The organism is Neobacillus vireti (genome assembly GCF_036962345.1).
GTDB classification, from domain to species: domain Bacteria; phylum Bacillota; class Bacilli; order Bacillales; family Cytobacillaceae; genus Neobacillus; species Neobacillus vireti_A.
In genome coordinates this window covers 171,483-195,772 of record NZ_JBALNB010000003.1, presented here as the reverse complement: position 1 = coordinate 195,772, position 24,290 = coordinate 171,483, and the positions used below count along the sequence as shown (strand labels likewise).

Here is a 24,290-nt window from a genome sequence, read left to right as displayed (position 1 = left end):
ACATTTACGGGGCAGATCATATAAGGTCAGTTTTTTGTTTGGATAACCTTCAGTTGTTCATACATCCATGATCTTTTTCATACCTTTTAGTTAGATTCAAAATAAAGGATGTGATGAACATGAATCGATTTAGTGAGTACGTTCATGAAATTTTTGAATGGAATGAGGAAATGAAACGATTTCTAAGTTCAGATAATCTAAAGGATAACTTAGAGTTATGGGACCAGCTTGAACATTTCACTGAGCTGATAGAAAATACAAGTCAATCACTTAGCGATCATGACATGCTCAGTCTTCAGTCAAAAGCTGAGGAAATTCATGAACAAATGGAAAATTATTTTTCCCGTAAACAAGGCACCGGGACTATCTGGGTTGAGAATAAGTCAGTCCCTCCGGGGGGGCATAAACTACCAGAGCTTCCATATGCCTACAATGCACTTGAACCTCATATCTCGGAAGAAATCATGAGGCTGCACCATGATAAGCACCATCGCTCCTATGTAGATGGATTAAACAAGGCCGAATTAAGCCTAAAGAAGGCAAGAGAAAGCAATGATTTTTCCCTCATTAAGCATTGGTCACGCGAATTAGCATTTCATGGGTCAGGACATTACTTGCACACGATCTTTTGGAAAAACATGATTCCTAAGGGCGGAGGCAGCCCTCAGGGTCTTCTTAAAAGGGAAATTGACCAGTATTTTGGCAGTTTCGATAAATTTAAAAAGCAATTTTCAGAAGCCGCAAAACAGGTAGAAGGGGTCGGGTGGGCAATCCTCGTATGGTCACCCAGGGCGAGGCATCTTGAGGTATTGCAGTCAGAAAGACATATGTTGTTAACGCAATGGGATACCATTCCACTTCTTGTCCTAGATGTTTGGGAGCATGCTTATTATCTCCAGTATAAAAATAACAGGGGAGGCTATGTAGACAGTTGGTGGAATCTTGTAAACTGGAATGATGTAGAAATGAGATTTGATAAAGCTTCTGAGATTAAATGGCCAGCATTTTAACCTTAAGACAGTCAGCATGAAGCTGATTGTCTTTTCATTTTTAAAGACAAATTGTCATATCATGCCTTGTCCTGCATAAAATTTTAGAAAGCTAGTCTCAGAAAAGCGGAAGCGCCTTCGGAACAAGCATAGCTTGTTCTTTTAGGATTACTCTAAGGAGCTTTCCTTAGTGCCCAGGGGCGACAGGCCTAAGACAAGCCGGCGAGAAGGTCGATCTTTACCTTCTTGACGGATTGGTTTATGAACCCGAGCCCCTAGGCGCTGAAGCTAGAATTGTTAAAGAAGGGGACGAGGTAAACTTATGAGAATAATTTGGAAGCCAGTCATATTTGCCCTCATGGTCTCACTATTCATTACAAACATTCCTCAACAGGTGGATGCTTCCGTTTCCATAAGTGCACGAGGTGCAGTTCTAATGGAGCAAGAATCTGGGCGTATCCTATTTGAGAAAGATGCCCACACAAAAAGGAGGATCGCAAGTATTACAAAAATAATGACTGCGATTCTTGCAATCGAATCGGGTAAAATGAATGAATTAGTGAAAGTAAGTGAACAAGCTACTCGAGCAGAAGGTTCGTCCGTTTACTTAAAGCCAGGGGAAAAAATCCAGCTCGAGCATTTAGTATATGGCTTAATGTTAAGGTCAGGGAATGACACAGCAGTGGCCATTGCCGAACATGTCGGAGGAGGCTTAGATGGGTTTGTTTATATGATGAACCAGAAAGCGAAAGAAATAGGTATGCTAAATACACATTTTTCCAATCCACATGGACTTGATGACCATGAAGACCACTATTCAACAGCCTATGACATGGCGCTATTGACTAGGTATGCTATGAATAATAAAACATACAAAAAAATAGCTGGAACGAAGCAGTATAAAGCGCCAAATCCCACCGAAAATTGGGATCGCGAGTGGAAAAACAAAAATCGGTTACTTACAAAATACAAATATACGACTGGCGGTAAAACTGGGTATACAAAACGTGCAAAAAGAACCCTTGTTACTACAGCGGCCAACGGGGACATGAAATTAATTGCCGTAACTCTAAATGCACCGGATGACTGGAACGATCATATTGCTATGTATGAAAATGCTTTTAAAACCTATGATATGGCGGAAGTGTTGTCAAAAGGGAAACTAGATATCAAAACAAATAAGCTTTATCAAAAACATCTATATTTAAAAAACAGTGTTGTATACCCTGCAACGGATGAAGAAATGGACTTGTTTTCCATAAAATATAAACTGAATAAGCCTGATGAAGATTGGAACGAATCAAACCATAATGGGGAGGCTGTTGGAAAGGCACAAGTTTTCCTTGATGGAAAAGTGGTAAGAGAAACGCCAATATACTATCAGGGAAGTCCTGAGAAGAAGAAGGGACTATTGGATTCGTTAAAAGATATTTTTCTATCACTTATTGGTGTGAAACTAAATGGTTAACTATATCTGGGTTTTTATGACGATAGTGGGCATTATCTTCGCCATAATCAACGGGACACTGGAAGAAGTGAATAAGGCAATATTTGATGGGGCGAAGGAAGCAGTGACGCTTTGTATTGGGTTGATTAGCATTCTTGTATTTTGGCTGGGAATGATGCGGATTGCTGAGGAATCTGGTTTGTTAAAAAAATTGGCAAAGCTATTTCGCCCCTTAGTGAGCAGGTTATTTCCTGAGGTACCATCAAATCATCCTGCAATGGGGTATATATTGTCAAATATGATTGCGAATATGTTTGGATTGGGAAATGCTGCTACACCTCTTGGTATTAAAGCAATGGAGGAGCTAAAACAATTAAATGGCGGGAAGAATTCAGCAAGCAGGTCCATGGTTACCTTTTTGGCCATTAATACTGCGAGTATAACAATTATTCCTACAACCGTAATTGCGATTCGAATGAATTATCATTCTGCCTCCCCAACTGAGATAGTTGTACCAACATTAATTGCAACCATAATCTCCATGCTTGGTGCTGTAATGATTGACCGGTATTTTTATAATCGACGACGTCGTAAAGGATGAATAGAATGGAACTTCTTTCGCTTATTTCCCTTGGATTTATTCCAGTTTTAATCGGTTTTATTCTCTTATATGGAACATTTAAACAAGTTCCAACGTATGAGAGCTTTGTTGAAGGCGGGAAAGAGGGGATCAAAATTGCTGTCTCCATTATTCCGTTTCTTGTAGGTATGCTTGTAGCGATTACTGTTTTTCGTGCATCAGGTGCTTTAGAAGCACTAATGAATTGGATTAGACCTGCAATGGAAGCAATTGGAGTTCCAGCTGAAATCGTTCCCCTGATTTTAATTAGACCCATCTCTGGAACGGCTGCACTTGGTATGACTAGTGACTTAATTGCTGTCTATGGACCGGATTCCTTTATTGGAAGACTTGCCTCGGTATTGCAAGGGAGTACTGATACTACTTTTTATGTCCTAACCGTATATTTCGGTGCCGTTGGGATCAAAAAAATGGGAGATGCACTAAAAGTTGGACTTCTTGCAGATTTAGTTGGGATTATCGCAGCTATTTTTGTAGTGGTATTTGTATTTGGATCAAAGTAGCTGTATAGAAAGCGGGTTCCACTGGTAAAAATAGGAGCCCGCTTTTTTTATTTTTTCTGGATAAAATAGCCCTTGCTTTGAAAAAGGGCGATAATGTGTCATAATTCAGTAGGAAAGTATAACAAATTTGTTTCCTAGGTTAATTGTGGTGTTGTCACCCATAACTCCAAATAAGGTAAACAGCTGAGGTGGATCATAGTGGAAAGATTACAAAAAGTTATTGCACGAGCAGGAATCGCATCAAGAAGAAAATCAGAAGAGCTAATTAAAGAAGGTAAGGTCAAAGTTAATGGAAAAATTGTTACAGAACTTGGGATAAAAGTCACAAACTCTGACAGAGTTGAAGTGAATGGGATTCAGATTGAAAAAGAGGAACCTGTTTATTTCCTTTTATATAAACCACGCGGTGTTATTTCCAGTGTTAGCGATGATAAAGGAAGAAAGGTCGTAACTGATTTCTTCCCATACATTCAAGAAAGAATTTTTCCAGTCGGAAGACTAGATTTCGATACCTCGGGATTATTACTGTTAACGAACGACGGGGAGTTTGCGAATTTACTCATGCATCCCCGCAATCAAATTGATAAAGTTTATGTTGCGAAAACAAAGGGAATTCCCTCAAAAGAAAGCTTAAGAAAGTTAGAAAGAGGAATACATCTTGAAGATGGAAAAACTGCCCCGGCGAAAGTAAAAATACTTTCAGCTGATAAGCAAAAGCAAACTTCAATTATTGAAATAACCATTCATGAAGGACGGAATCGTCAAGTTAGGAGAATGTTTGAAGCAATTGGGCATGAAGTGCTAAAGCTAAAACGTGAGCGATATAGCTTTTTAACATTGCATGGTTTATCAGCTGGGGAAGCTAGACAGTTAACACATCATGAGGTAAAGCTATTACGAGGATTATCATTAGAGTCTACTAAAAAAAATTCATAAAGATGTCACATTTGCAGTTGATTGTTTTTACTATAGTTGCAGTGATAAGTGATATAATTTAGAAGAATTGTGACGATTTATTGAACTTTCAGGGAGGGAAGAACAATGAAAAAACGGCGATTAGTAATGAGGACGACCATTCTAGTTATTCTTGCTGCAGCCGTTACCTACACACTATATGCCAACCTGACAAAGGATAACCGTATGAAAGTAGAAGTGGGGAAACAAGCTCCAGACTTTGCCTTGGTTGATATGAATGGTGAGAAGCATAAGCTTTCTGATTATAAAGGTCAGGGTGTATTTTTAAATTTCTGGGGAACTTGGTGTAAGCCGTGTGAAGCAGAAATGCCTTATATAAATAATCAATATAACCATTTCAAAGATAGTGGGGTCCAAGTGTTGGCGGTTAATGTCAGTGAGTCAGAATTAGCTGTTAATCATTTTGCAGAACGCAAGAAACTAGATTTTCCAATTGTAATTGATACAGACGGACAGGTTCAAACAGCGTATGGCATAAATCCACTGCCTGCAACATTTTTGATTGATAAGGATGGGAAAGTGGTTAAATACCATACAGGAACGATGACTGAAAGAACGGTAAAGGAGTACATGGAGAAAATTAAACCTTAAGGGGTTGTAGGGAGTTTTAGCAATGAAAGATGTTAAATGTGAATGCGGCCATGTTAATCCACATGGAACCGTATTGTGTGAGGCATGCGGAAAAGTCCTAGATGAACAGTCAGAAGGTAAATCACTGCTGGATATGCGGTATGAAGGCAGTGCACGCCGCTCACAAACATATAATAAGTCCATTGTTGATAAAATATGGAACTTTTTTTCTTCCGTAAAGGTGGGTGTGTGGCTGATCGTTATCACCTTAGTTGCTTCGGCAGCTGGGACGATTCTTCCTCAGGAAATGTACATACCGCCAACGATGCCTGCAGCAGAATACTACAAAGATCAGTATGGCTGGTTTGGAGCATTATATTATGAATTAGGCTTGAATAATTTATATAGTTCTTGGTGGTATTTGGTATTAATAGCGATGATAGGTATTTCTCTTGTCATATGTAGTTTAGACAGGGTTGTACCATTGTATAAAGCACTAAAAGCACAAAGAGTAACGAGACACGAAGGATTTTTAAAGCGTCAACGTTTGTTTGGAATAAGCAAGAATGTTGATAAAAATGACTTAGAAGTAGTGAAACAGCGCTTAGAGTCTAAACGATACAATGTGAGAGAAGAAAATGGAGATTTGCTTGCTGAAAAAGGTCGTTTTTCACGATGGGGTCCATATGTGAACCATGTTGGATTAATCATCTTTTTAATTGGCGGTATGCTGCGATTTGTTCCTGGAATGTATATAGATAAAGTTCTATGGCTTCGTGAAGGCGAAACAAAAGTTGTCCCTGAAACAGATGGGCAATATTATGTGGCTAATGAAAAGTTTATCTTAGAAAATTACAATAAGGAAGAAGACAAAACATTCGAAGCTGCAATAGATCGTGCAGGAATGGTTGTTAAAAATTATCAAACTAACGCAGTACTTTATAAAAGAGTGGGTCCAGCAATACCTGGGGAACAGCCGGAATTAGAAAAGGTGAAAGAGCACAAAATTCGAGTAAATCAACCATTAAAATTTGAACAGTTTGCATTATATCAAGTAGACTACAAACTCGATGAATTGAACACAATGTCCTTCTCATTAACAAATAAAGAAACTGGCAAAACATTTGGAGACGTAAAAATAAGTCTTTATGACCCAGAACCAAAATATGACTTGGGGAATGGATATAGGGTTGAAGTGTTGAGCTTTTTCCCAGACTTTGAATTTGCAGAAAGCGGGGAGCCGACAACAAAATCACGGATACCCAATAATCCTGCTTTTGTTTTCAAAATGATTTCACCAGAAGCCCCTGAAGGAGAAACCAGTTTTGTTGCCATTCAACAAACCATTGAGCCTTTGGGTGATAACCAATATAAAATGGCTTTCAAAGGTATTGAAACCAAAAATGTTACAGCGTTAACCGTGCGTAAAGACTTGACCATTTGGATTATTGTTCTGGGCGGTATTATCTTTATGATTGGTGTTATTCAAGGAGCTTACTGGAACCATCGTAGAATTTGGGTGCAAACCAAAAATGGAGAAACTTGGATTGCTGCTCATACGAATAAAAATTGGTATGGGTTAAAAAAAGAAATTGAAACAGCACTATCTGAAACGAAAATTAATATTCCTGATGATCAAATTCAAAGAGTAGAAATGGATAAGGAGGGTGTCTAGTTGGTAACACTAAGTAGTAATTTACTTTATATTGCATTTATTCTTTATTTAATTGCGACCCTCTTCTTTGGTGGAGCTATAAAGGCTAAGAAGGATACTGGAGAAAAGAAAAATACTAATCGGTGGGGTAAAATCGCTGTCTTTTTAACCATTGTGGGCTTCGTTTCTCAGGTGGGATATTTTATTACAAGATGGATTGCAGCAGGACATGCACCTGTTAGTAATTTATTTGAATTTACAACCTTTTTTGGATTATGTCTTGTTGGTGCATTCATTGTTATTTATTTTATTTATCGGACACCTCTTCTTGGCTTGTTTACCATGCCAGTTGCCATACTCATCATTGCTTATGCCAGCATGTTTCCAAGAGATATATCGCCGTTAATACCTGCATTACAAAGTGACTGGCTCCATATTCATGTTACAACAGCAGCTTTAGGAGAAGCCATTCTGGCAATAAGCTTTGCAGCAGGATTAATTTATCTAGTAAAGGTTATTGACCAATCTAAAGCGAGTAAGCGAACATTTTGGCTTGAAGTGGTAATGTTTGGTTTAGTAACAACATTGGGATTTGTTCTTGTATCTACTCTATTTTCAGCTATGGATTATAAAGCAGAATTTAATTGGATCAATAAGAACGATCTCGAGGCAAAAATGGAATATACGATGCCAGCGATTACAGGACCTCATGAAGGGGAGTTACTAACGGAAGGGAAGTTTGAACCGCTTGTTGAAATGCCTGCACTAATAAATGCAAAGAAATTAAATTCAGTTATTTGGTCATTTATTGGTGGATTAATTCTTTATGGTTTAATAAGATTAATTTTAAGAAAGCGGATTTCTGCAGCACTCCAGCCCTTAGTTAAAAACATTAACCTGGATTTTGTCGATGAAATAAGCTATCGTTCTGTATTGATTGGATTTCCGGTTTTTACTTTAGGTGCATTGATTTTTGCAATGATTTGGGCACAAATCGCATGGACCCGATTTTGGGGCTGGGACCCAAAAGAGGTTTGGGCATTAATTACTTGGTTGTTTTACGCAGCCTTTTTACACCTTCGTTTATCAAAGGGATGGCATGGTGAAAAGTCTGCATGGCTTGCAGTAATTGGTTTTGTGATCATTATGTTTAACTTGGTAGCGGTAAACCTTGTCATTGCAGGACTTCATTCATACGCTGGGTAAAACGATATAAAATTTATAGCCTTTACTTTTAGAGTTAAGGCTTTTTTTTTAAATTATTTAGTTTAGTTGTCAAAAATTTGACACTATTTATATGGACAATTTCTAATATGTATAGATTAAAATAGTCGCATTTTGTAAAATAACTGCATGGGGGGATTAATAATGGATAAAGACGTGAAAATTTTAGTAGTTGATGACGAGGAAAGAATTCGTCGTTTGTTAAAAATGTATTTAGAGCGTGAAGAATATATAATTGATGAAGCAGAGGATGGAAATGAAGCGTTAACGAAGGCGATTGCAAATGATTATGATGTAATCCTTTTAGACTTAATGATGCCCGGAAAAGATGGCATAGAGGTTTGTCGTGAATTAAGAGAGAAGAAAGCTACACCAGTTATCATGTTAACAGCTAAGGGTGAAGAGGTTAACCGTGTACAGGGATTCGAAGTCGGTACGGATGACTATATTGTTAAACCATTTAGTCCAAGGGAAGTTGTCCTGCGTGTTAAAGCCTTGTTAAGAAGAGCTTCTCAAACTAGTTATCTTCAAACAGAGACCACATCTAAGGATGTAATTGTTTTCCCTCATTTAACAATTGATAATGATGCACATAGAGTTTTGGCAGATAGTAAGGAAGTAAGCTTAACTCCAAAAGAATATGAATTACTATATTTCCTTGCAAAATCGCCTGATAAGGTGTTTGACCGTGAGCAATTATTGAAAGAAGTTTGGCATTATGAATTTTTTGGCGATCTTCGTACGGTTGATACACATGTTAAACGTTTGCGTGAAAAGTTAAATAAAGTCTCTGAGCAAGCTGCAAGAATGATTGTAACAGTTTGGGGAGTAGGCTACAAATTTGAGGTAGTTAATGAATGACCTTTTTACGGAGTGTAGTTGGTAAGCTTTGGCTTACTATCATATTTTTGGTTGCCTTTATCCTTTTCATCTTAACTGTCATGCTCTTAGAATTCTTCGAGAATAACAATATTACGGAAACCAAAAATACTCTAACTCATCAGGCTGAGAAAATAGCAAAAGTGTTGGAAAATCATCCAGATGAGCAATTCCCCTTGGGCTTAGAAATCTCATGGGAAATTATCGACGATGTTACCAAGTTGGTTATTATTAAAAATAAAAATGAAATATATTTCTCGCCTAACTCTGAAAACTCAGTAAAACTTTCTGTATCCGAAATACGTAATGACGAAGAATTATCGAAGGTCTTTGTGGAAGATATAACAGTTGAAAAGGTTTCAAAACTTCCAACAAGTCAAACAGAAAAAAATAATGCGAAATATTCGATAATCGGGGTACCGCTGCACATGGATGATGAACAAAATGGTGCGGTTTTCATCTATCAATCCTTAGAGGTAGTTCAAGAAACGACACATTCAACGACTAATTTTATATTACTCGTTGCGGGTGTTGCAATCATCTTAACCACTATTTTTGCATTCTTTTTATCTACAAGGATTACTGAACCATTAAGGAAAATGAGGGAAGCAGCCTTCGAAGTGGCAAGAGGTAAGTTTGATACGAAAGTACCAATTTTAACGCATGACGAAATTGGGGAACTGGCCACAGCGTTTAACCAAATGGGTCGGCAGTTAAAGTTCAATATGAATGCTCTTAGTCAGGAGAAGGAGCAGCTTGCAAGTATCCTAAGCAGTATGGCAGATGGAGTTATTACTTTCAACCGTGATGGGACGATCTTAATCACCAATCCTCCTGCGGACCGATTTTTACAATATTGGTACTATGAAAAAGGTGGGACTGGTACTGCCTCAGACGAAATTCCAACAGAAGCGATGAAGCTTTTTCAACAAGCGGTGGATACGGAGACAGAGCAAGCCGGGGAGATTTCTCTTCAAGGCCGTCATTGGGTTATTCTAGTCAGCCCGCTATACAGTAACCGTTTTATTCGGGGAGCTGTAGCTGTCCTAAGAGATATGACGGAAGAACGAGTATTAGAAAAAATGAGACAAGACTTTATTGCAAATGTTTCTCATGAGCTTAGAACACCGATTTCAATGTTACAGGGCTATAGTGAAGCCATTGTAGATGATATTGCAGAATCCCAGGAAGAGAAAAAAGAAATGGCGAAGGTCATTTATGACGAATCATTGCGAATGGGCCGCCTTGTCAATGAGCTTCTCGATCTCGCAAGAATGGAAGCTGGCCATATTCAATTAACGCTAGATGAGGTTAACTTAGAATCGTTTATGAATCGAATTGTTCATAAATTTCAAGGGCTTGTAAGGGAAAATGAAATACATCTAAGTGCTGATTTAGAGAAAGACATTCCTCCGATTTTATTTGACCCAGATCGGATTGAACAAGTACTTACCAATTTAATCGATAATGCCATAAGACATACTCCGCATGGCGGTTCAGTTATATTACTTGTTAAAAGAGATGATTTCGGCATTAAAGTAGAAGTATCCGATTCTGGTTCAGGTATACCAGAAGAAGATTTACCATTTGTATTTGAGCGTTTTTATAAAGCTGATAAGGCCCGTACGAGAGGAAGATCTGGTACAGGATTGGGACTTGCTATTGTAAAGCATATCATTGATGCACATCGAGGGCATATATCTGTGCGCAGTAAAATTGGACAAGGAACGACATTTACCTTCTTGCTTCCACGAAAATAAGAAAAAAATGGCGATTTCTCTTGATTCACGGGAAACATTTACCTGCGGAAGCACTAGATTAAAAACGTTAAACTCATCCATGGGATGGGTTTTTTGTTGTTTTAATACCTTCACTTTTTTTCATATAAAGTCTATATTTAATATGTGTAACTTTTTGTACATAAGGTTCGACTAATTATATGAACGGGGAGGGGAATGGGATGGACTCCGTTTTCGATGAATTATATCAAAAATATCATCATGATGTATTTCAATTTCTATTTTACATGGTAAGGAACAAAGAACAGGCAGAGGACCTCGTCCAGGAAGTTTATATTAGGGTTTTTAAATCCTACCAACGCTTTGAAGGAAAGAGCAGTGAAAAAACATGGCTATTTTCTATTGCGCGTAATGTTGCAATCGATTCATTTCGGAAACAAAAGGGATGGAAAGGCAGACTGCTTGAAAAATTTGATTGGTCTACTAATCAAGTAAAGGATGAATATCCGATACCAGAAGAAATAACGATACAAAAAGAAGAAGTTAAATGGATTTATCAATGTTTGAATCATTGTACGGTTGATCAACGATCTGTTATCATCTTACGTTTTTTGAACGATTTATCAATATTAGAAACTGCAGAGGCACTGGGTTGGACTGAAAGTAAAGTGAAAACCACTCAGCACCGTGCATTGAAAGTACTAAAAAAGCATATGGAAATATTTAATGAAAAGGAGGGCTCAGATAGTGAACAAGTCAGAGTGGAGCGATAAGCAGCTCGAAGAATTATTAAGGCAAATGCCGAAAATACAAGACCATCGCAATCCTCGTGACATTTATCAAAATCTTTTTATAAAAAAGAGGAAAAGACCTGCATGGTTAGTTCCTAGTTTTGCTACAGCTGCAGTGTTACTCCTTATTTTCTTATTAGGTCCTCAATTGTTCAATGGAACTGACTATTCTTTTGATACTGTAAAACAGGAGGAATCGTCTCTTGATCAGCAGAAAGGTCTTTCTGAAAATGATTCAGCAAATTTAATGACAAAAGAGGAAGCAACAGATAAATTAAATGCAGAATCTAAATTGTCTGTAACAGAAAATGACAAATCTGCTCTGTATGATTTTGAAGTAGGAAATGGGACAGTAATCACCTATTGGATTCCTGATGCTCAGGCTCAATTTTTAGTACCTGTTTCTATTCTTATAAATTCCGAAGCCGATAAGAAGGATTGGCTGACAAATTTCACTGAAACAATGGGGCAATTAGAAGAGGAGAAATGGGGTTTGACTGACTATTATCCCCTAAACGCAAGTTTTACATGGGATCCTAGTACTAATTCCGTCACTGTAGACGTACCTCAGGATCATAAGTATGGGCAAGGTTCTGCCGCGGAAAAGAACTTTTTAAGTTCATTGAACAATAACATTGCTTCGAATAGCCAGGCAAGTAAAATTAATTTCACTACAAACGGTCAGCCGGGAATAGAACTTGGAAATTATGGTTCTATTGAAGAAATAGACATTGAATCGGAAGGAAAACATGCTTATTTCTTTTATACACCCGATGGAATGGAAACCACCTTTTTAGTCCCTTCAACAGAATTGTATCAAGATATTAACGAAGCTTTTGACGCAATGAAGACAGGACAAAGTGATCTAAGGTTAAATACATCAATAGTGCCATCCTTTTCTTCTATGGAACTGACCGTAGAAAATGATCAATTAACTATTACCTTGGATAAAAACACCACAATGAAAAATGACCTAGAAACGATCCACTCATTCGATGCGATATTATTAACGGCTAAGGAATTTGGTATAGAGACTATAACCATTTTAAACGCTCCGATTCAACAATTAGGACCTTTTGATTTGTCACAGGAAATAAAAGTACCAGTAGCAGCCAATTATCGCCAGATCCAATAAATAACGTTAAAAAAGATTAATCTATCTAGGTTAATCTTTTTTAATGTATAAAAAACCATTTCTCTCCAAATTATAACAAGTATGCTTAACTGCTCAAACCAAACTATATGTTCTAAACAACAATTAGGAATCATATGGTATGTGGTAGTGAGGACTAGATTAAGGAGGAAAATAGTAAAATGCGAGACTACATAAGGCGGCTTTTAATCGCCGCAATTATGGCGCTTTTTGTCAGTTTATTATTTTTAGGAGGTAAACAGACAGAAGCGAGTATGCAAGATTCGAAAGAAATAAAAGCAGGATGGATATGGCCCACGGATGGTGTCATATCTGATACATATGGGACAAGGCATGGAACACATAAAGGAATCGATATTGCAGGAAGTTTAAATACGCCCATCGTGGCAGTAGAGGATGGGGTAGTGGGTAAATCCTATTACTCAAAAACATATGGAAATGTCATATTTATTGAGCACCCCAATAATTTTGTTACCGTTTATGCCCATTTAAATAATCGACTTGTAAATGAAGGTCAAGACATTAAACAGGGTGATAGAATCGGAACAATGGGAAGAACGGGCCAATCTACAGGTGTACATCTTCATTTTGAGAGCCATCAAATCGAATGGACGTTTGATAAGAAAAATGCGATAGACCCGGAGAGACTACTTGGGTATGCTGAAGTGGGTGTGGCAGTAAAAGAGGGAATGGCGGGAAATATAGAAAGCTTAGTTGCCAGTACCACTGTAAAAAACAACAAAGCCCATTATATTGTACAAGCAGGTGATACCTTAACTTCCATTGCAAAGAAAAGTAACCTTACCGTTTCAAAATTAAAAGAAGTTAACCAACTAAATTCTGATCTCATCCTGCCAGATCAAATTTTAGTTATTGATAAATAAAATGAACCTGCTTGCCATTATGGTCAGCAGGTTTATCCTGTGGCGGTTGAAGTTTAAATAAAAGAGGATTTGTCCTTAATAAGGGGTGCTTTGAGGACAAATCATGTAAAAGGGGTAAGAGGATTTGTCCTAAATCAGGGGGCTTGAGGACAAATCATGTAAAAGTGATAAGAGGATTTGTCCTAAATCAGGGGGCTTGAGGACAAATCTCATAAAAGGGCAAAAAGATTTGTCCTTGTCAAGATTGTTATAAGTAATTTTTCTTTTCAAAATCCAATTTTATTAGTATAATGAAATGGAAATTAAATATCGATCTATCTTCGGGGCAGGGTGAAATTCCCGATCGGCGGTATTAGAGTAAAACTCTTGAGCCCGCGAGCCTTTATGGCAGGATTTGGTGAGATTCCAAAGCCGACAGTATAGTCTGGATGGGAGAAGATGGAGGTTCTGCGACGTTCAAAAATTGCTAGTCCTTTGAACGTTTATTAAGAGTGCCTTTGTAAACTCCCTCAAGAATTATTTTCTTGGGGTTTTTGTATTTTACTAGGACACCTTATCATTGCTGAACCTCTCTTCCTAACTTGATGGATCAAAAAGGAGAGAGGAAAATGACGAAAAGAATGAGTGTCAAAGCAATTGTAGCAATTGGAATGCTGAGCAGTATCGCCTATTTATTAATGCTGATAAATTTTCCGCTGCCGCTATTTCCAAATTTCTTATTGATTGATTTCAGCGATATTCCAGCATTAATCGCTGCATTAATTTTTGGTCCTGCAGCAGGTATATTAGTCAGTTTCTTCAAAAATGCACTCAATTATTTTGCTACTGGCAGTGCAACAGGAATCCCGGTAGGTCATATTGCAAATTTTCTGGCCGCTATCCTGTTTGTATTACCTACTTACTATGTATACAATAAAATGAAAACGAGAAAAGGGATGACTCTTGCACTCATAGTGGGGACCGTTAGTATGGCGGTAATGATGAGTATCTTAAATTACGTATTTATTTTACCGGCTTATACATCACTGTTAAAGTTTCCTGATATGCGTAATTTAGTCGTACCTGCTATCTTGCCTTTCAATATTTTAAAAGGGGTAATCATGTCCTCCATATTTATGTTGCTATTCATTAGAATGCAAACATGGATTAATAAATTAACGACCGTAAAAAGCGTATAAAATCGGTTAGAAATCAGGTTCCTGCCTAGTTTCTTTTTAATTGCCAAGATAAAACCCCCGCCATTTTGGCGGGGGTTTTATCTAACAATATTTTAAGACAAAATATTATTCGAATTTGGTTGCGTTTCCGTCGAATGGTTCGTCAGCAACTTTAATTGAATCTGTTGGACAGCCTTCAAATGCATCCATCATATCGTCAATTAAAACATCAGGGATTTCTACAATACCCTCGTTATCGTCAAGAGTTACAAATGCAATACCCTCATCGTCATAATCATAAATATCTGGTGCTGCTGCTCCGCATGCGCCGCATGCAATGCAAGTCTCTTTGTCAACAATTGTATACTTAGCCATGAAAAAATAACCTCCCAATAATATAACTTACTCACTTTTCCATAAAGAATTGGAAACGCATTACTCATTCCTATTGTAAGACTGTACGAGAAACTTTTCAATAGAAAAAATGCCTATAGATAGTGTATTACCGAATCTTCCACATTTTTTAGCATCATGTCATCCAGTTTCATGATAGAATAGGGAGTGAAAATTAGGTGAATTTGTCGATTATAAGCAAAAAAAGTGGTGGCATAGCATGGGGTATATTGAAATAATTATTTTGTATTGTTTAAAACAGTTAAATGGGGAAAGAACCATTTATTCCATCTTTCATCTTCTAAATGGAAAAAAATCATCGCAAACGCTCCAAGATGCCCATTTCTTTTCACTCAAGAAGTATTTTCGAATTCTTGAACCGTTAACACGCGATAATTTTGATCAAATTTTTAATACCATTCTAGAGAAGAAACTTGTGGAAACCTGCGGTGAACAAAGATTTCTACTTACCACAGCAGGAGAAGATTATTTACTCAATTACCCACAACCCCATTATATAAATGGCTGGAAATATCAACCCTACACTTTATTAGTATGGGAAAGACTATCCTTGCTAATTCAAGTAACATCTAACTTTACATTCCAAGAAACAAAATATATTCCTATCCAAAAAAATACCGAGGTTCATAACTGGTTAAAAAATTTTTTGAAATCTTGCTCCATACCCAAAAAAAACCTGGGGAAAATCCTCTACACAGAATTAATGTATTGTCTTGAGCAAGCTAAGGATATCAATCCTGCCGTACTGGTTTTTCGATTTACTGGATATCAGCAAATAGGTTTCACCTCTACGCAAGCTGCAAGGATGTTGAACAAAGATTCCGTACAGTATCATCTAGAATTTATTAATATCCTTCATTATTTGATTCAAATCGTTGAAAACGATCCTACTCGTTTTAAAGTATTATCGTCACTGATTATGAATCTAGAACAAAGTAATTCGTTAACTCTTTCTTCTCGGAAAACCTGGCTGCTCTTAAATCAAGGTTTTTCACTGGAGGAAATAGCAAGCATTCGGAATTTAAAAATAAGTACCATTGAAGATCATCTTGTAGAATTCGCATTAAATATAAAAGACTTTTCGATTAACAAGTTTGTAGAAGAAGAAATTCAAATGAAGATTTTAGAAATATCTCGAGAAAAAGTTACTAAGCAGCTTAAAGTAATAAGAAACAGTTTAAAAACAGCTTCTTATTTTCAAATAAGGCTTGTTCTTGCAAAGTATGGTGATAGAAAATGGAGTTAGAAAAACTTTTATATAAGTATTTTGGTTATCAGACGTTTAAAACTGGGCAAAAAGAAGTGATTGTGTCTTTACTCGAAGGAAACCACACCATTGCAATGCTCCCGACAGGAACAGGTAAATCTTTATGCTACCAGCTGCCTGGATATATATTTGATGGTCAAGTTTTAATTATTTCTCCTCTATTATCTTTAATGCAGGATCAGGTGGAGCAGCTCATGAAATTTGGTGAGAAACGAGTAATTGCTTTAAACTCATTTCTAGATTCTGAAAAGAGAGGCTATGTATTAGGAAATTTAAATAAATACAAGTATATTTTTGTTTCTCCAGAAATGTTAAGCTTACCCTTTATTCTCAAAAGGTTACAAGCCCTTACTATATCTTTATTTGTGGTAGATGAGGCGCATTGTATTTCTCAATGGGGCTATGACTTCCGCCCTGATTATTCAAAGCTAGGAGAATTCCGTAAGAAACTTGGTAATCCGCTAACGCTTGCTTTAACAGCAACTGCAACCAAAAAGGTAAGAGAGGACATTATCCAATCCCTTGACTTACAGGAGTACACTAAAATTGAGTCTACCATTGATCGTCCTAATATTGCTTTTTATGTTGAAGAGGTACCGAACTACCATGATAAACAATCCCGTTTGATACAGTTAGTTCTTCAGCTTCAAAAGCCTGGAATTATTTACTTTTCAAGTAAAAAGGTTGCAGAACAAATGGCAGCCTTGTTAGTTGAAAAGGGCATTTATAGGGTTATGGCCTACCATGGAGGGTTAGAGCAGGAGCAAAGAATTTTGATTCAACAACAATTCATTCATGGACAACTTGATGTGATTTGTGCAACAAGTGCTTTTGGTATGGGGGTTAATAAAGAGGATATTCGATTTATTATCCACTATCATATGCCGATGCAAATTGAATCTTACCTGCAAGAGATTGGCAGAGCTGGGCGTGATGGTGAGGCAAGTATAGCAGTATTGCTTTACTCCCCAGGGGATGAACAGCTTCCTGTTCAACTGGCCGAAGGAGAACTGCCATCTGAATTACAAATTGACTGGCTGTTTTCACAATTTCCACAGCAAGAAATTCCTAATGATCATTTTCTGGATGGGAACCAGCATTTAAGAGAATATGGCGGTTTTTCAGAGGTCCAATGGCGTATTATATTGGACTTAATCAATAATTCTCAAGCCGTTTCAAATCTTGAAGAGATAAAGCATAGTTTGAAGAAATTTGTAAATGAAAGATTAACAGTAAAGAAAGATAGTATTTACTATATGAAAAAATGGATTAAGTCAAAATCATGTAGAAGAGATGTCATTTTAGATTATTTTGAAGAAGGTTCAGTTAACATGAAAACTAGTCATTGCTGCGATGTTTGCGGTGTTATGCTGGATCCATACAACGCGAAAGAAAGTGGTCAATCCAAACCAGCTAATGAAGGATGGCAGGATTATTTGGCTAATATTTTACTAAATAGTGAGTTGAGTGAATGAAAAATAAATATCAAGAATTAATTAAAGGATTATCCGACAAAGATCTTCTCTTTCATTTATACATGACCCAATTAATACTACTTGTTCTTACATTTATTTTAGGTATTATTTTATTTGATCATTTTTCATTTTTACAAGCAATTGATTTTTCAAATAGTAGATTTTTATTAATAGGTTTTCTTGCGGGATTAGCGGTAGTCTTTACAGACATATTTTTGATGAAATGGCTTCCGTCTTCTTATTACGATGATGGCGGTTTGAACGATAGAATATTCAAAAGGAGAAGTGTTCTTCACATTGCCTGGATTGCAGCAGTAGTTGCACTAAGTGAAGAATTACTGTTTCGGGGAGTTATTCAAACAAAGGTCGGACTTATTTTAGCAAGCCTCATTTTTGCCATTGTCCATTATCGCTACCTTTTTAATTGGTTTTTATTCTCTAATATTGTCATCATTAGTTTTTTAATTGGTTTCATATATGATTGGACAGGCAATTTAGCTGTGACAATTATGATGCATTTCACCATTGATTTTTTATTAGGCCTTTATATTAAATTTAGACGCACCATAGATGTCGGAGAAAAGGAGGGAATACTTCATGAATAAAGAAGAACCTTTCAGAAGCCAAGCTGAACGGCTAAAGCAGCGAATTGAAAAAATAAATGAAGAAACATCTGAAGTACGTGAACAATTACCACCTAGAGAAAGGATTCACAGGGAAAAGAGAAAAAAAACGAAATGGAAATTAAAGTATCCCGTTATTCGTATATTAGTTTTATTTTTTATTCTTCTTCCAATAGTTATATTTAGCGCTTATTCTTATCTTGAAGAAGGAAAAAAAGCGACCAAGAAAGTCTCTGGAGATTCTTCTGGTTACGAAGTCATTAATTTTGAAAAGTCGGAAACGGAAGGCACTTCAGAAAATAATGAGGAAGAAGAATCTGCCGCGGAAAATAATGATGAAGCTATCGAAGTGCAACAGACAGTTAATCCGGATACACAGGTTGAAGATTCAAATTCTGAACCAGTAAGTTTTAGCGGCCAAGGTACTGATAAGAATGTTGCTGCCCCAACGGAAACAGTCGTTTATCATACTGTTAAAAAGGGAGAAAATCTCTATCGTATTTCATTAAAATATTATCATTCTAAAGCTGGAGAGGAAGTTATTCGAAAAGCAAATAACTTAAAGGGTAATGAAATTTACTTAGGGCAAGTCTTAGAAATTCCTCTAACTAAGTAGCCGATCCATTTAGGACGGCTTTTTTTAATGCAATTTTTTTCATAATTTTACGGACAAGTTCATATTTATAGTAAAGAGGTGGTTGATAAAATGGATAAACCAATCCGCTTACTTGAAAATACAGATGAAGCAACGAAACAAATGCTTGAAAATGTGCGGAAAAGAAAGGTTAAGTTTGATACAGCAAAAAAATGGCATTATTTAACGATTTATTCAATGTTGCTTTTTGCTTTTCTTTTTTTTAGCTATTTTTATTTTATGATCGCAAAGCAATATTCTTATTCTTTCTTCGCAATGTTTTCAGCTTCTGTCAGCAACGCCGTTAACCTTGGGTTGTTGGCGATTACTGCTATACTGTATGGAGCTATGAATGTATTAAAACAGCAAAAAGATAAAAAGGAAAAAGAATACCAAGAGTTAAGATGTGAAATTGTAAACCGGAGTAAGGATTTATGGAAGAAGGATGAGCATTGGAAAAATCGCCATGTGGACTTTGAGGTAATGAAAAAAACGTACGATATCAATCTTTATCATGAAAAAAAATAAGAAGCAGCCCGAGTCTGCTTCTTAAGTATTAGAAGAATATTTTTTTACCTTGCTCTTCTTTTAATATTTCTACTGCTTCACGGAACCGCTGGGAATGGATAATCTCTCGCTCTCGAAGGAAACGTAGACCATCATTTAGATCAGGGTCATCACTAAGGTTGATAATCCATTGGTAAGTAGCCCTGGCTTTTTCTTCAGCAGCAATATCTTCATAAAGGTCCGCAATGGGGTCACCCTTTGCGGCAATATAAGAAGCTGTCCAAGGAACACCAGCGGCATTATGATAATATAAAGCATTATCGTGATTGGCATAATGGTCTCCGAGTCCTGCAGCCTTCATCATTTCTGGAGTGGCATCTTTTGTAAGTTTATATATCATTGTGGCAATCATTTCCAGATGCGCAAATTCCTCCGTTCCAATATCAGTTAATAGACCAATTACTTTATCAGGTATGGAATAGCGCTGATTTAAATAGCGTAAAGCAGCTGATAGTTCACCGTCTGCTCCTCCATATTGCTCAATTAAATATTTTGCTAATGTTGGATTACAAGTACTAACACGAACAGGATATTGAAGCTTTTTTTCGTATATCCACATGTGCACGTTTCCCTCCCTGGATAAGTTTTTATGGCAATTTACCTTCCTTCAGTGGGCTGCCACAATTAGACCTGCCACGGCCAAGGCGGTTCGTTCCAATTCCATGGGTGTCCGGAATAGCTGTGACCAAATTGCATAAGGGGACCGAATTGACTCTCAAAAGCCTTTTTTATTGTCTTTCTCTCTTTTACATAATGATTAAATTGCTTAATCGCTTCAAGGTCATCAGGATGTGTGTCTAAGTACAAGGTCAATTCAACCAATACAAAGTCAACGGCTTGGAGCTGTTCCATTATTTGATAATATTCTGGCGGGATTTGTTTCATCTTGGAACTCCCCCCTTTGCTTTCTCAAATGGATTGTAATATGGGTCGTAAAATGGTTTCCAGAGTGTACCTGCTCGAAGTGCTTCAAGTGGTGAAAATTGTGGCAGGTTTGGCGGTTGGAAGCCGATATATAGATTTGGTGGTGTTGAAAAGGTTTTTTCTAGAATTGGCTTGCAGGGGTCAAATGGACTAGCGATGGGATGCCAAGTTTTATATAGAGTAAACATAGTCGCCCTCCCTAATTAATCATCATTAATAAATATGAAAAATATGCAGTTTCATGACATAATATTGAAATAAAGGATAATCCATGCTTTTTGTTGAAGTATAATAAATATGTATAAAATTACATAGAGGTGATCGGTTTGTTTGTAAAAAATATGATGATTCCAAGTCATAACTGTGTAACGGTTCAAGAGGACACAACATTGTCAATGGCATTAGAACTATTGGAGAAAAATGAAATTGATGGTGTTCCAGTTTTACACGGGGAAAAGTATTTAGGTGTTGCTACACGATATAAAATTTATGAAAGCTACTTTCTGTCAGGTAAACCGAAGATTGAATATTTAAATTCCACACTAGTTAAGGATATTGCTACACATCAAGATAAATATTTATTGGGTGAGGAAGTTTTTGAAAAAACCCTTCTTGATTTAAAAGATTTTCCATTATTAGCAGTTGTGGATTCAACGCGCAAATTTTTAGGAGTGGTAACACGCTCAGATGTGCTCTCCACTTTTCAGAGTGCTTTCGGTGTAAATCGCCCCGGAGTTAGAATAGCGTTCACATCTGTTGAAACGGAAGGGCGTATCGCTCGACTATCTGAAATTGCCCATCATTTCCATGAGCATATTATTTCACTCGTAACATTCGATGAGACCGATAAATTAGTGCGGAGAATTGTCATGAAGGTTGAAAAGAAGGACAATATTAATAAATTCACAAAGAGGCTTGAAGAGCAAGGTTTCCGTATTTTAAGTATCCAGGAAGATTAATAAATCTAAACGGAAAGAAATCAAATCCTTTTCATACATTGTATGGGAGGGATTTTTGTGTTGAGGATCATGTGGAGGCTATTGTTGATTTTTTTGTGTGGATATTTATTGATTGAATGGTTTCCAATTACTTATCCATTTCATTTTTCTGATGTCTTGGTCGGCCCGATAATTTATCCGTTGGAATTCTTTGCTTCCTTAATAGCTTTATTTGTTGGATTAGTGGCCTGTGTACAATTATTTCAAGAGATTCTCCAACGTATTATTAAACAGGTTAAGAAAATAAGGAGTAAACATTAGTCTGTTTGGTTTTAATTTCCGTTATGGTATGATTTCTGTAGAACATTAACAGTTGTAAAGGGGAAAATATGGGTATATTAATCATTTTACTTTTGATTGTGGGAGCAGTTCTTATCTTGTATATGCTGAAAGAGGCTTTTCGAAATACAGTGGTACATCATGAAATGACATTCGAGAATTTTCCAGACTCGTTTGGTGTTGTTTCCATTTTTTTTATCTCTGATGTCCATAAGCGTCTTATTTCCGAGGAGATTATTAATGAGATAAAAGGGAAAGTGGATATAGTTATAATTGGTGGAGACCTAACTGAACAGAAGGTTCCTTTTAAAAGAGTGAAACAAAATCTTGATCGATTAAAACGATTAGGTCCTGTTTATTTTGTTTGGGGAAATAATGATTATGAAACCGATTTTCGGAAATTAGACGCTATTCTTTTGGAGTATGGAGTGAAGGTATTAGATAACACTGCAGCCATTTTTGAATCTGCTAAAGGAGATAAATTATCACTGCTCGGGGTGGATGTCTTAAACCAAGAACGGGATAGACTGGACTTGGCATTAGTTGATGCAGAAGAAAATAGCTTTAAAGTATTGGTCAGTCACTTTCCAGACATCACAGATAAAGTATTGCCAGAACATAATATAAGTCTAGTTCTAAGTGGACATACCCACGGCGGACAAATACATATTTTGGGTTATAGTCCATACGAAAAAGGGAAAGTGAAAAAGTTGGATAATACTGTTATTTTAATTAGTAATGGCTATGGTACAACAGGGGTTCCATTACGATTAGGGGCACCTGCACAGTGCCATTTAATTAAAATCAAGAATGGTTAGGTTTAATATCGGAGGATTCAACATGAGTGACCAAGAAGGAAAATATAATATTAAAGCAGCTGCATTAATGCTTGGGATTCAACCAGGAACATTAAGAGCATGGGAAAGAAGATATCAAATGATTGCGCCGGTTAGGAATGAAGCTGGCCATCGATTATATACAGATGAGCATATAAAAATATTAAAATGGTTAATCAAAAAGGTAAATCAAGGGTTTACCATCAGTCAAGCTATTTCTTTAATGGGGCATAACCCCTCACAAATGGATACTGATGCAATAAACCTTAAGACACTCAATCCGTTAGCGAGCCAGATTGATTCACTGTATGACGCCTTAATCCACTTTGAACATCACAAGATCAATGAAGTAATGAATACTATGTTTAGTATTTTTACCATGGAAAAGGTAATTATTGATATTTTTAGTCAGGTTTTTTTAAAAATAGAGGACTCTTTTAAGAATGGATACATAATTAGTGCCCAAAGGAATTTTTCTTCAAGGCACTTAAGTGCAAGGATTAATACAGTTATTCACAGTCTTCCAAATGATATTCATCTTAACAAAGCTCTATGTATTACCAGTTCTAAAGACGGGGAAGCTATAAATTTGCTCTTGTTCAGCTATTTCTTAAGAAAACAGGGTATAGATGTAATAAATATAGGTACTTATCATTCTGAAGAGGATATAAAAAAAGTAATGGAGATGATTCATCCAGATATTTTGATCATCTCGTGTGAGGATTCGAAAGATTTATACGAAGCACTTACATTAACTAATTTGCTTTCTTTAAACTACCAGGATCTTGCCATTGGGCTTTGTGGCCACGCGATATCTACAATGAATTCCGCGGAGAAGGAACAATTTTCCACTTACATTCTTGGGCAAACAAAAAAGGATTGGGAAATGTGGCTATTGGAACGGTTGGAATACTAGACAAAGCACCAACCAACGCCAATGACATACACTAGGGATAAGAGTTATGTCACGGCAGGGGGCAAAATACATGCGCTTAGAACGCTTAACAGTCAATAAGATTAAAATTTTTTTAACCTCTGATGATTTAAATGATCGGGGCCTTTCCAAAGATGATATTTGGAAGGATTCGATAAAATGGCACCAGCTTTTCCATGACATGCTGGAAGAAGCAAGCGAGGAATTTGATGTTGATATTCAGGGGTCAGTAGCAGTTGAAATTTTCTCCTTGCAAGCTCAAGGAATGATTATGATTATTACGGTTGAAGATAATAGTGAAGAAGAGGAAGAAGTATTATTTGATGGCTTCTTAGAGATGCAAGTCAGGGTGGAGGGATGTGAAAATCTCCTTTACCAATTCGAAAGTTTCGAAGATATCATCGGGCTTTCAAAAACGCTGTTTCCATTAAACGTCAGCGGCGGCAGTTTATATTCTTATCATGACTGCTATTACTTACTTATGAATAATCTCGACCCTTCCATGGTAGAAAAAGTTGCAGCCTTCTTCTCAGAATATGGGAATCCTTCAATTCTTAGTACACACGTTCTTTCTGAATATGGAAACCAGATTATTGAAAATAAAGCGGTGGAGACGATTCTAAAATATTTCAAATAATGAAGGAATTAAGGAAGGAGTCCACCGCTCCTTTTTGCTATCTAATACCGGATTAGGCAGGTTCCATTGCCGGTATAATAGGAATGATGGCGATTAC

The 24,290-nt window shown here is 36.8% G+C and carries 27 protein-coding genes and 1 riboswitch; of the genes, 23 read left to right on the top strand and 4 right to left on the bottom strand.

The window, feature by feature from the left end:
* Positions 1 to 119: 119 nt before the first annotated feature.
* The 14 genes from V7108_RS02470 (at position 120) to V7108_RS02405 (ending at position 14,626) form a co-directional block, all read left to right on the top strand.
* Positions 120 to 1,010: a superoxide dismutase gene (locus V7108_RS02470; RefSeq protein WP_335517430.1), complete on the top strand. Its 891-nt coding sequence runs from the start codon at positions 120 to 122 to the stop codon at positions 1,008 to 1,010.
* A gap of 301 nt (positions 1,011 to 1,311) precedes the next feature.
* Positions 1,312 to 2,457 carry a D-alanyl-D-alanine carboxypeptidase family protein gene (locus V7108_RS02465; RefSeq protein ID WP_335517427.1) on the top strand — a complete coding sequence of 382 codons (1,146 nt, stop codon included), beginning with the start codon at positions 1,312 to 1,314 and terminating at the stop codon, positions 2,455 to 2,457.
* Entirely contained in the window at positions 2,450 to 3,037 is a 588-nt protein-coding gene (locus V7108_RS02460) for a nucleoside recognition domain-containing protein (protein WP_335517422.1), read from the top strand. The genes V7108_RS02465 and V7108_RS02460 overlap by 8 nt, the downstream gene beginning before the upstream one ends.
* A gap of 5 nt (positions 3,038 to 3,042) precedes the next feature.
* Positions 3,043 to 3,579, top strand: a complete 537-nt coding sequence (locus V7108_RS02455; protein ID WP_335517419.1) for a spore maturation protein — start codon at positions 3,043 to 3,045, stop codon at positions 3,577 to 3,579.
* A 198-nt stretch (positions 3,580 to 3,777) separates the two neighbouring features.
* Positions 3,778 to 4,515 (top strand): 23S rRNA pseudouridine(2605) synthase RluB, encoded by a 738-nt coding sequence (gene rluB / locus V7108_RS02450; protein ID WP_335517416.1) that lies wholly within the window; start codon positions 3,778 to 3,780, stop codon positions 4,513 to 4,515.
* A gap of 105 nt (positions 4,516 to 4,620) precedes the next feature.
* The gene (gene resA / locus V7108_RS02445; protein ID WP_335517413.1) at positions 4,621 to 5,145 is read left to right on the top strand and encodes a thiol-disulfide oxidoreductase ResA; all 525 of its coding nucleotides are present in this window, start codon (positions 4,621 to 4,623) and stop codon (positions 5,143 to 5,145) included.
* Between the two features lie 22 nt (positions 5,146 to 5,167).
* The gene (locus V7108_RS02440) at positions 5,168 to 6,799 is read left to right on the top strand and encodes a cytochrome c biogenesis protein ResB (RefSeq protein WP_335567290.1); all 1,632 of its coding nucleotides are present in this window, start codon (positions 5,168 to 5,170) and stop codon (positions 6,797 to 6,799) included.
* Positions 6,800 to 7,984, top strand: a complete 1,185-nt coding sequence (gene ccsB / locus V7108_RS02435) for a c-type cytochrome biogenesis protein CcsB (protein WP_335518651.1) — start codon at positions 6,800 to 6,802, stop codon at positions 7,982 to 7,984.
* Between the two features lie 162 nt (positions 7,985 to 8,146).
* Complete coding sequence (locus V7108_RS02430; RefSeq protein WP_335518648.1) at positions 8,147 to 8,863, top strand: response regulator transcription factor; 717 nt, start codon at positions 8,147 to 8,149, stop codon at positions 8,861 to 8,863.
* A complete protein-coding gene (locus V7108_RS02425) occupies positions 8,860 to 10,641 on the top strand; it encodes an ATP-binding protein (RefSeq protein ID WP_335518645.1) in 1,782 nt (593 codons plus the stop codon). Before V7108_RS02430 ends, V7108_RS02425 begins: the two co-directional genes overlap by 4 nt.
* Positions 10,642 to 10,820: 179 nt before the next feature.
* Positions 10,821 to 11,393 carry an RNA polymerase sigma factor SigX gene (gene sigX, locus V7108_RS02420; protein WP_335518643.1) on the top strand — a complete coding sequence of 191 codons (573 nt, stop codon included), beginning with the start codon at positions 10,821 to 10,823 and terminating at the stop codon, positions 11,391 to 11,393.
* The gene (locus V7108_RS02415; protein ID WP_335518640.1) at positions 11,368 to 12,546 is read left to right on the top strand and encodes a hypothetical protein; all 1,179 of its coding nucleotides are present in this window, start codon (positions 11,368 to 11,370) and stop codon (positions 12,544 to 12,546) included. Before sigX ends, V7108_RS02415 begins: the two co-directional genes overlap by 26 nt.
* A 179-nt stretch (positions 12,547 to 12,725) precedes the next feature.
* Positions 12,726 to 13,448: a peptidoglycan DD-metalloendopeptidase family protein gene (locus tag V7108_RS02410; protein WP_335518638.1), complete on the top strand. Its 723-nt coding sequence runs from the start codon at positions 12,726 to 12,728 to the stop codon at positions 13,446 to 13,448.
* 312 nt (positions 13,449 to 13,760) lie between these two features.
* Positions 13,761 to 13,892, top strand: a riboswitch (FMN riboswitch).
* Between the two features lie 164 nt (positions 13,893 to 14,056).
* The gene (locus tag V7108_RS02405) at positions 14,057 to 14,626 is read left to right on the top strand and encodes an ECF transporter S component (RefSeq protein WP_335518635.1); all 570 of its coding nucleotides are present in this window, start codon (positions 14,057 to 14,059) and stop codon (positions 14,624 to 14,626) included.
* A gap of 105 nt (positions 14,627 to 14,731) precedes the next feature.
* Here V7108_RS02405 and V7108_RS02400 read toward each other — a convergent pair whose 3' ends face one another.
* Positions 14,732 to 14,980: a ferredoxin gene (locus V7108_RS02400; RefSeq protein WP_063251244.1), complete on the bottom strand. Its 249-nt coding sequence runs from the start codon at positions 14,978 to 14,980 to the stop codon at positions 14,732 to 14,734.
* A gap of 238 nt (positions 14,981 to 15,218) precedes the next feature.
* Here V7108_RS02400 and V7108_RS02395 point away from each other — a divergent pair, with 238 nt between their 5' ends.
* From V7108_RS02395 to V7108_RS02375, 5 genes are all read left to right on the top strand, one after another.
* The gene (locus V7108_RS02395) at positions 15,219 to 16,265 is read left to right on the top strand and encodes a helix-turn-helix domain-containing protein (protein WP_335567289.1); all 1,047 of its coding nucleotides are present in this window, start codon (positions 15,219 to 15,221) and stop codon (positions 16,263 to 16,265) included.
* Entirely contained in the window at positions 16,256 to 17,761 is a 1,506-nt protein-coding gene (locus tag V7108_RS02390) for a RecQ family ATP-dependent DNA helicase (RefSeq protein ID WP_335567288.1), read from the top strand. The genes V7108_RS02395 and V7108_RS02390 overlap by 10 nt, the downstream gene beginning before the upstream one ends.
* A complete protein-coding gene (locus V7108_RS02385) occupies positions 17,758 to 18,366 on the top strand; it encodes a CPBP family intramembrane glutamic endopeptidase (RefSeq protein WP_335519758.1) in 609 nt (202 codons plus the stop codon). The genes V7108_RS02390 and V7108_RS02385 overlap by 4 nt, the downstream gene beginning before the upstream one ends.
* Complete coding sequence (locus V7108_RS02380; protein WP_335567287.1) at positions 18,359 to 19,000, top strand: LysM peptidoglycan-binding domain-containing protein; 642 nt, start codon at positions 18,359 to 18,361, stop codon at positions 18,998 to 19,000. Before V7108_RS02385 ends, V7108_RS02380 begins: the two co-directional genes overlap by 8 nt.
* 90 nt (positions 19,001 to 19,090) lie before the next feature.
* Positions 19,091 to 19,546, top strand: a complete 456-nt coding sequence (locus V7108_RS02375) for a DUF2663 family protein (protein WP_335519762.1) — start codon at positions 19,091 to 19,093, stop codon at positions 19,544 to 19,546.
* 28 nt (positions 19,547 to 19,574) lie between these two features.
* Here the strand turns inward: V7108_RS02375 and V7108_RS02370 are convergent, their stop codons facing one another.
* From V7108_RS02370 to V7108_RS02360, 3 genes are all read right to left on the bottom strand, one after another.
* The gene (locus V7108_RS02370) at positions 19,575 to 20,144 is read right to left on the bottom strand and encodes a manganese catalase family protein (RefSeq protein ID WP_335519765.1); all 570 of its coding nucleotides are present in this window, start codon (positions 20,142 to 20,144) and stop codon (positions 19,575 to 19,577) included.
* Positions 20,145 to 20,209: 65 nt separating this feature from the next.
* Positions 20,210 to 20,470 carry a spore coat protein CotJB gene (locus V7108_RS02365; RefSeq protein ID WP_335519768.1) on the bottom strand — a complete coding sequence of 87 codons (261 nt, stop codon included), beginning with the start codon at positions 20,468 to 20,470 and terminating at the stop codon, positions 20,210 to 20,212.
* Positions 20,467 to 20,697, bottom strand: coding sequence for a spore coat associated protein CotJA (locus V7108_RS02360; RefSeq protein WP_335519771.1), 231 nt, complete (start codon positions 20,695 to 20,697; stop codon positions 20,467 to 20,469). Before V7108_RS02360 ends, V7108_RS02365 begins: the two co-directional genes overlap by 4 nt.
* Before the next feature lie 138 nt (positions 20,698 to 20,835).
* Between V7108_RS02360 and V7108_RS02355 the strand changes: the two genes are divergently transcribed.
* The 4 genes from V7108_RS02355 (at position 20,836) to V7108_RS02340 (ending at position 24,193) form a co-directional block, all read left to right on the top strand.
* Entirely contained in the window at positions 20,836 to 21,468 is a 633-nt protein-coding gene (locus tag V7108_RS02355; protein ID WP_335519774.1) for a CBS domain-containing protein, read from the top strand.
* 368 nt (positions 21,469 to 21,836) lie between these two features.
* Positions 21,837 to 22,604: a metallophosphoesterase gene (locus V7108_RS02350; protein WP_335519777.1), complete on the top strand. Its 768-nt coding sequence runs from the start codon at positions 21,837 to 21,839 to the stop codon at positions 22,602 to 22,604.
* A 22-nt stretch (positions 22,605 to 22,626) separates the two neighbouring features.
* Positions 22,627 to 23,538, top strand: coding sequence for a MerR family transcriptional regulator (locus V7108_RS02345; protein WP_335519780.1), 912 nt, complete (start codon positions 22,627 to 22,629; stop codon positions 23,536 to 23,538).
* A gap of 70 nt (positions 23,539 to 23,608) precedes the next feature.
* Complete coding sequence (locus tag V7108_RS02340; protein ID WP_335519783.1) at positions 23,609 to 24,193, top strand: genetic competence negative regulator; 585 nt, start codon at positions 23,609 to 23,611, stop codon at positions 24,191 to 24,193.
* The last annotated feature ends 97 nt before the right edge of the window (positions 24,194 to 24,290 follow it).

Coding starts and splice junctions, on each gene's coding strand:
- V7108_RS02340 (WP_335519783.1), top strand. CDS start 23,609: ATGCGCTTAGAACGCTTAACAGTCAATAAGATTAAAATTTTTTTAACC.
- V7108_RS02365 (WP_335519768.1), bottom strand. CDS start 20,470: ATGAAACAAATCCCGCCAGAATATTATCAAATAATGGAACAGCTCCAA.
- V7108_RS02430 (WP_335518648.1), top strand. CDS start 8,147: ATGGATAAAGACGTGAAAATTTTAGTAGTTGATGACGAGGAAAGAATT.
- resA (WP_335517413.1), top strand. CDS start 4,621: ATGAAAAAACGGCGATTAGTAATGAGGACGACCATTCTAGTTATTCTT.
- V7108_RS02465 (WP_335517427.1), top strand. CDS start 1,312: ATGAGAATAATTTGGAAGCCAGTCATATTTGCCCTCATGGTCTCACTA.
- V7108_RS02390 (WP_335567288.1), top strand. CDS start 16,256: ATGGAGTTAGAAAAACTTTTATATAAGTATTTTGGTTATCAGACGTTT.
- V7108_RS02455 (WP_335517419.1), top strand. CDS start 3,043: ATGGAACTTCTTTCGCTTATTTCCCTTGGATTTATTCCAGTTTTAATC.
- V7108_RS02460 (WP_335517422.1), top strand. CDS start 2,450: ATGGTTAACTATATCTGGGTTTTTATGACGATAGTGGGCATTATCTTC.
- V7108_RS02440 (WP_335567290.1), top strand. CDS start 5,168: ATGAAAGATGTTAAATGTGAATGCGGCCATGTTAATCCACATGGAACC.
- V7108_RS02350 (WP_335519777.1), top strand. CDS start 21,837: ATGGGTATATTAATCATTTTACTTTTGATTGTGGGAGCAGTTCTTATC.
- V7108_RS02360 (WP_335519771.1), bottom strand. CDS start 20,697: ATGTTTACTCTATATAAAACTTGGCATCCCATCGCTAGTCCATTTGAC.
- V7108_RS02385 (WP_335519758.1), top strand. CDS start 17,758: ATGAAAAATAAATATCAAGAATTAATTAAAGGATTATCCGACAAAGAT.
- V7108_RS02380 (WP_335567287.1), top strand. CDS start 18,359: ATGAATAAAGAAGAACCTTTCAGAAGCCAAGCTGAACGGCTAAAGCAG.
- V7108_RS02410 (WP_335518638.1), top strand. CDS start 12,726: ATGCGAGACTACATAAGGCGGCTTTTAATCGCCGCAATTATGGCGCTT.
- V7108_RS02470 (WP_335517430.1), top strand. CDS start 120: ATGAATCGATTTAGTGAGTACGTTCATGAAATTTTTGAATGGAATGAG.
- V7108_RS02400 (WP_063251244.1), bottom strand. CDS start 14,980: ATGGCTAAGTATACAATTGTTGACAAAGAGACTTGCATTGCATGCGGC.
- V7108_RS02405 (WP_335518635.1), top strand. CDS start 14,057: ATGACGAAAAGAATGAGTGTCAAAGCAATTGTAGCAATTGGAATGCTG.
- V7108_RS02345 (WP_335519780.1), top strand. CDS start 22,627: ATGAGTGACCAAGAAGGAAAATATAATATTAAAGCAGCTGCATTAATG.
- V7108_RS02370 (WP_335519765.1), bottom strand. CDS start 20,144: ATGTGGATATACGAAAAAAAGCTTCAATATCCTGTTCGTGTTAGTACT.
- V7108_RS02425 (WP_335518645.1), top strand. CDS start 8,860: ATGACCTTTTTACGGAGTGTAGTTGGTAAGCTTTGGCTTACTATCATA.
- sigX (WP_335518643.1), top strand. CDS start 10,821: ATGAACGGGGAGGGGAATGGGATGGACTCCGTTTTCGATGAATTATAT.
- V7108_RS02375 (WP_335519762.1), top strand. CDS start 19,091: ATGGATAAACCAATCCGCTTACTTGAAAATACAGATGAAGCAACGAAA.
- V7108_RS02395 (WP_335567289.1), top strand. CDS start 15,219: ATGGGGTATATTGAAATAATTATTTTGTATTGTTTAAAACAGTTAAAT.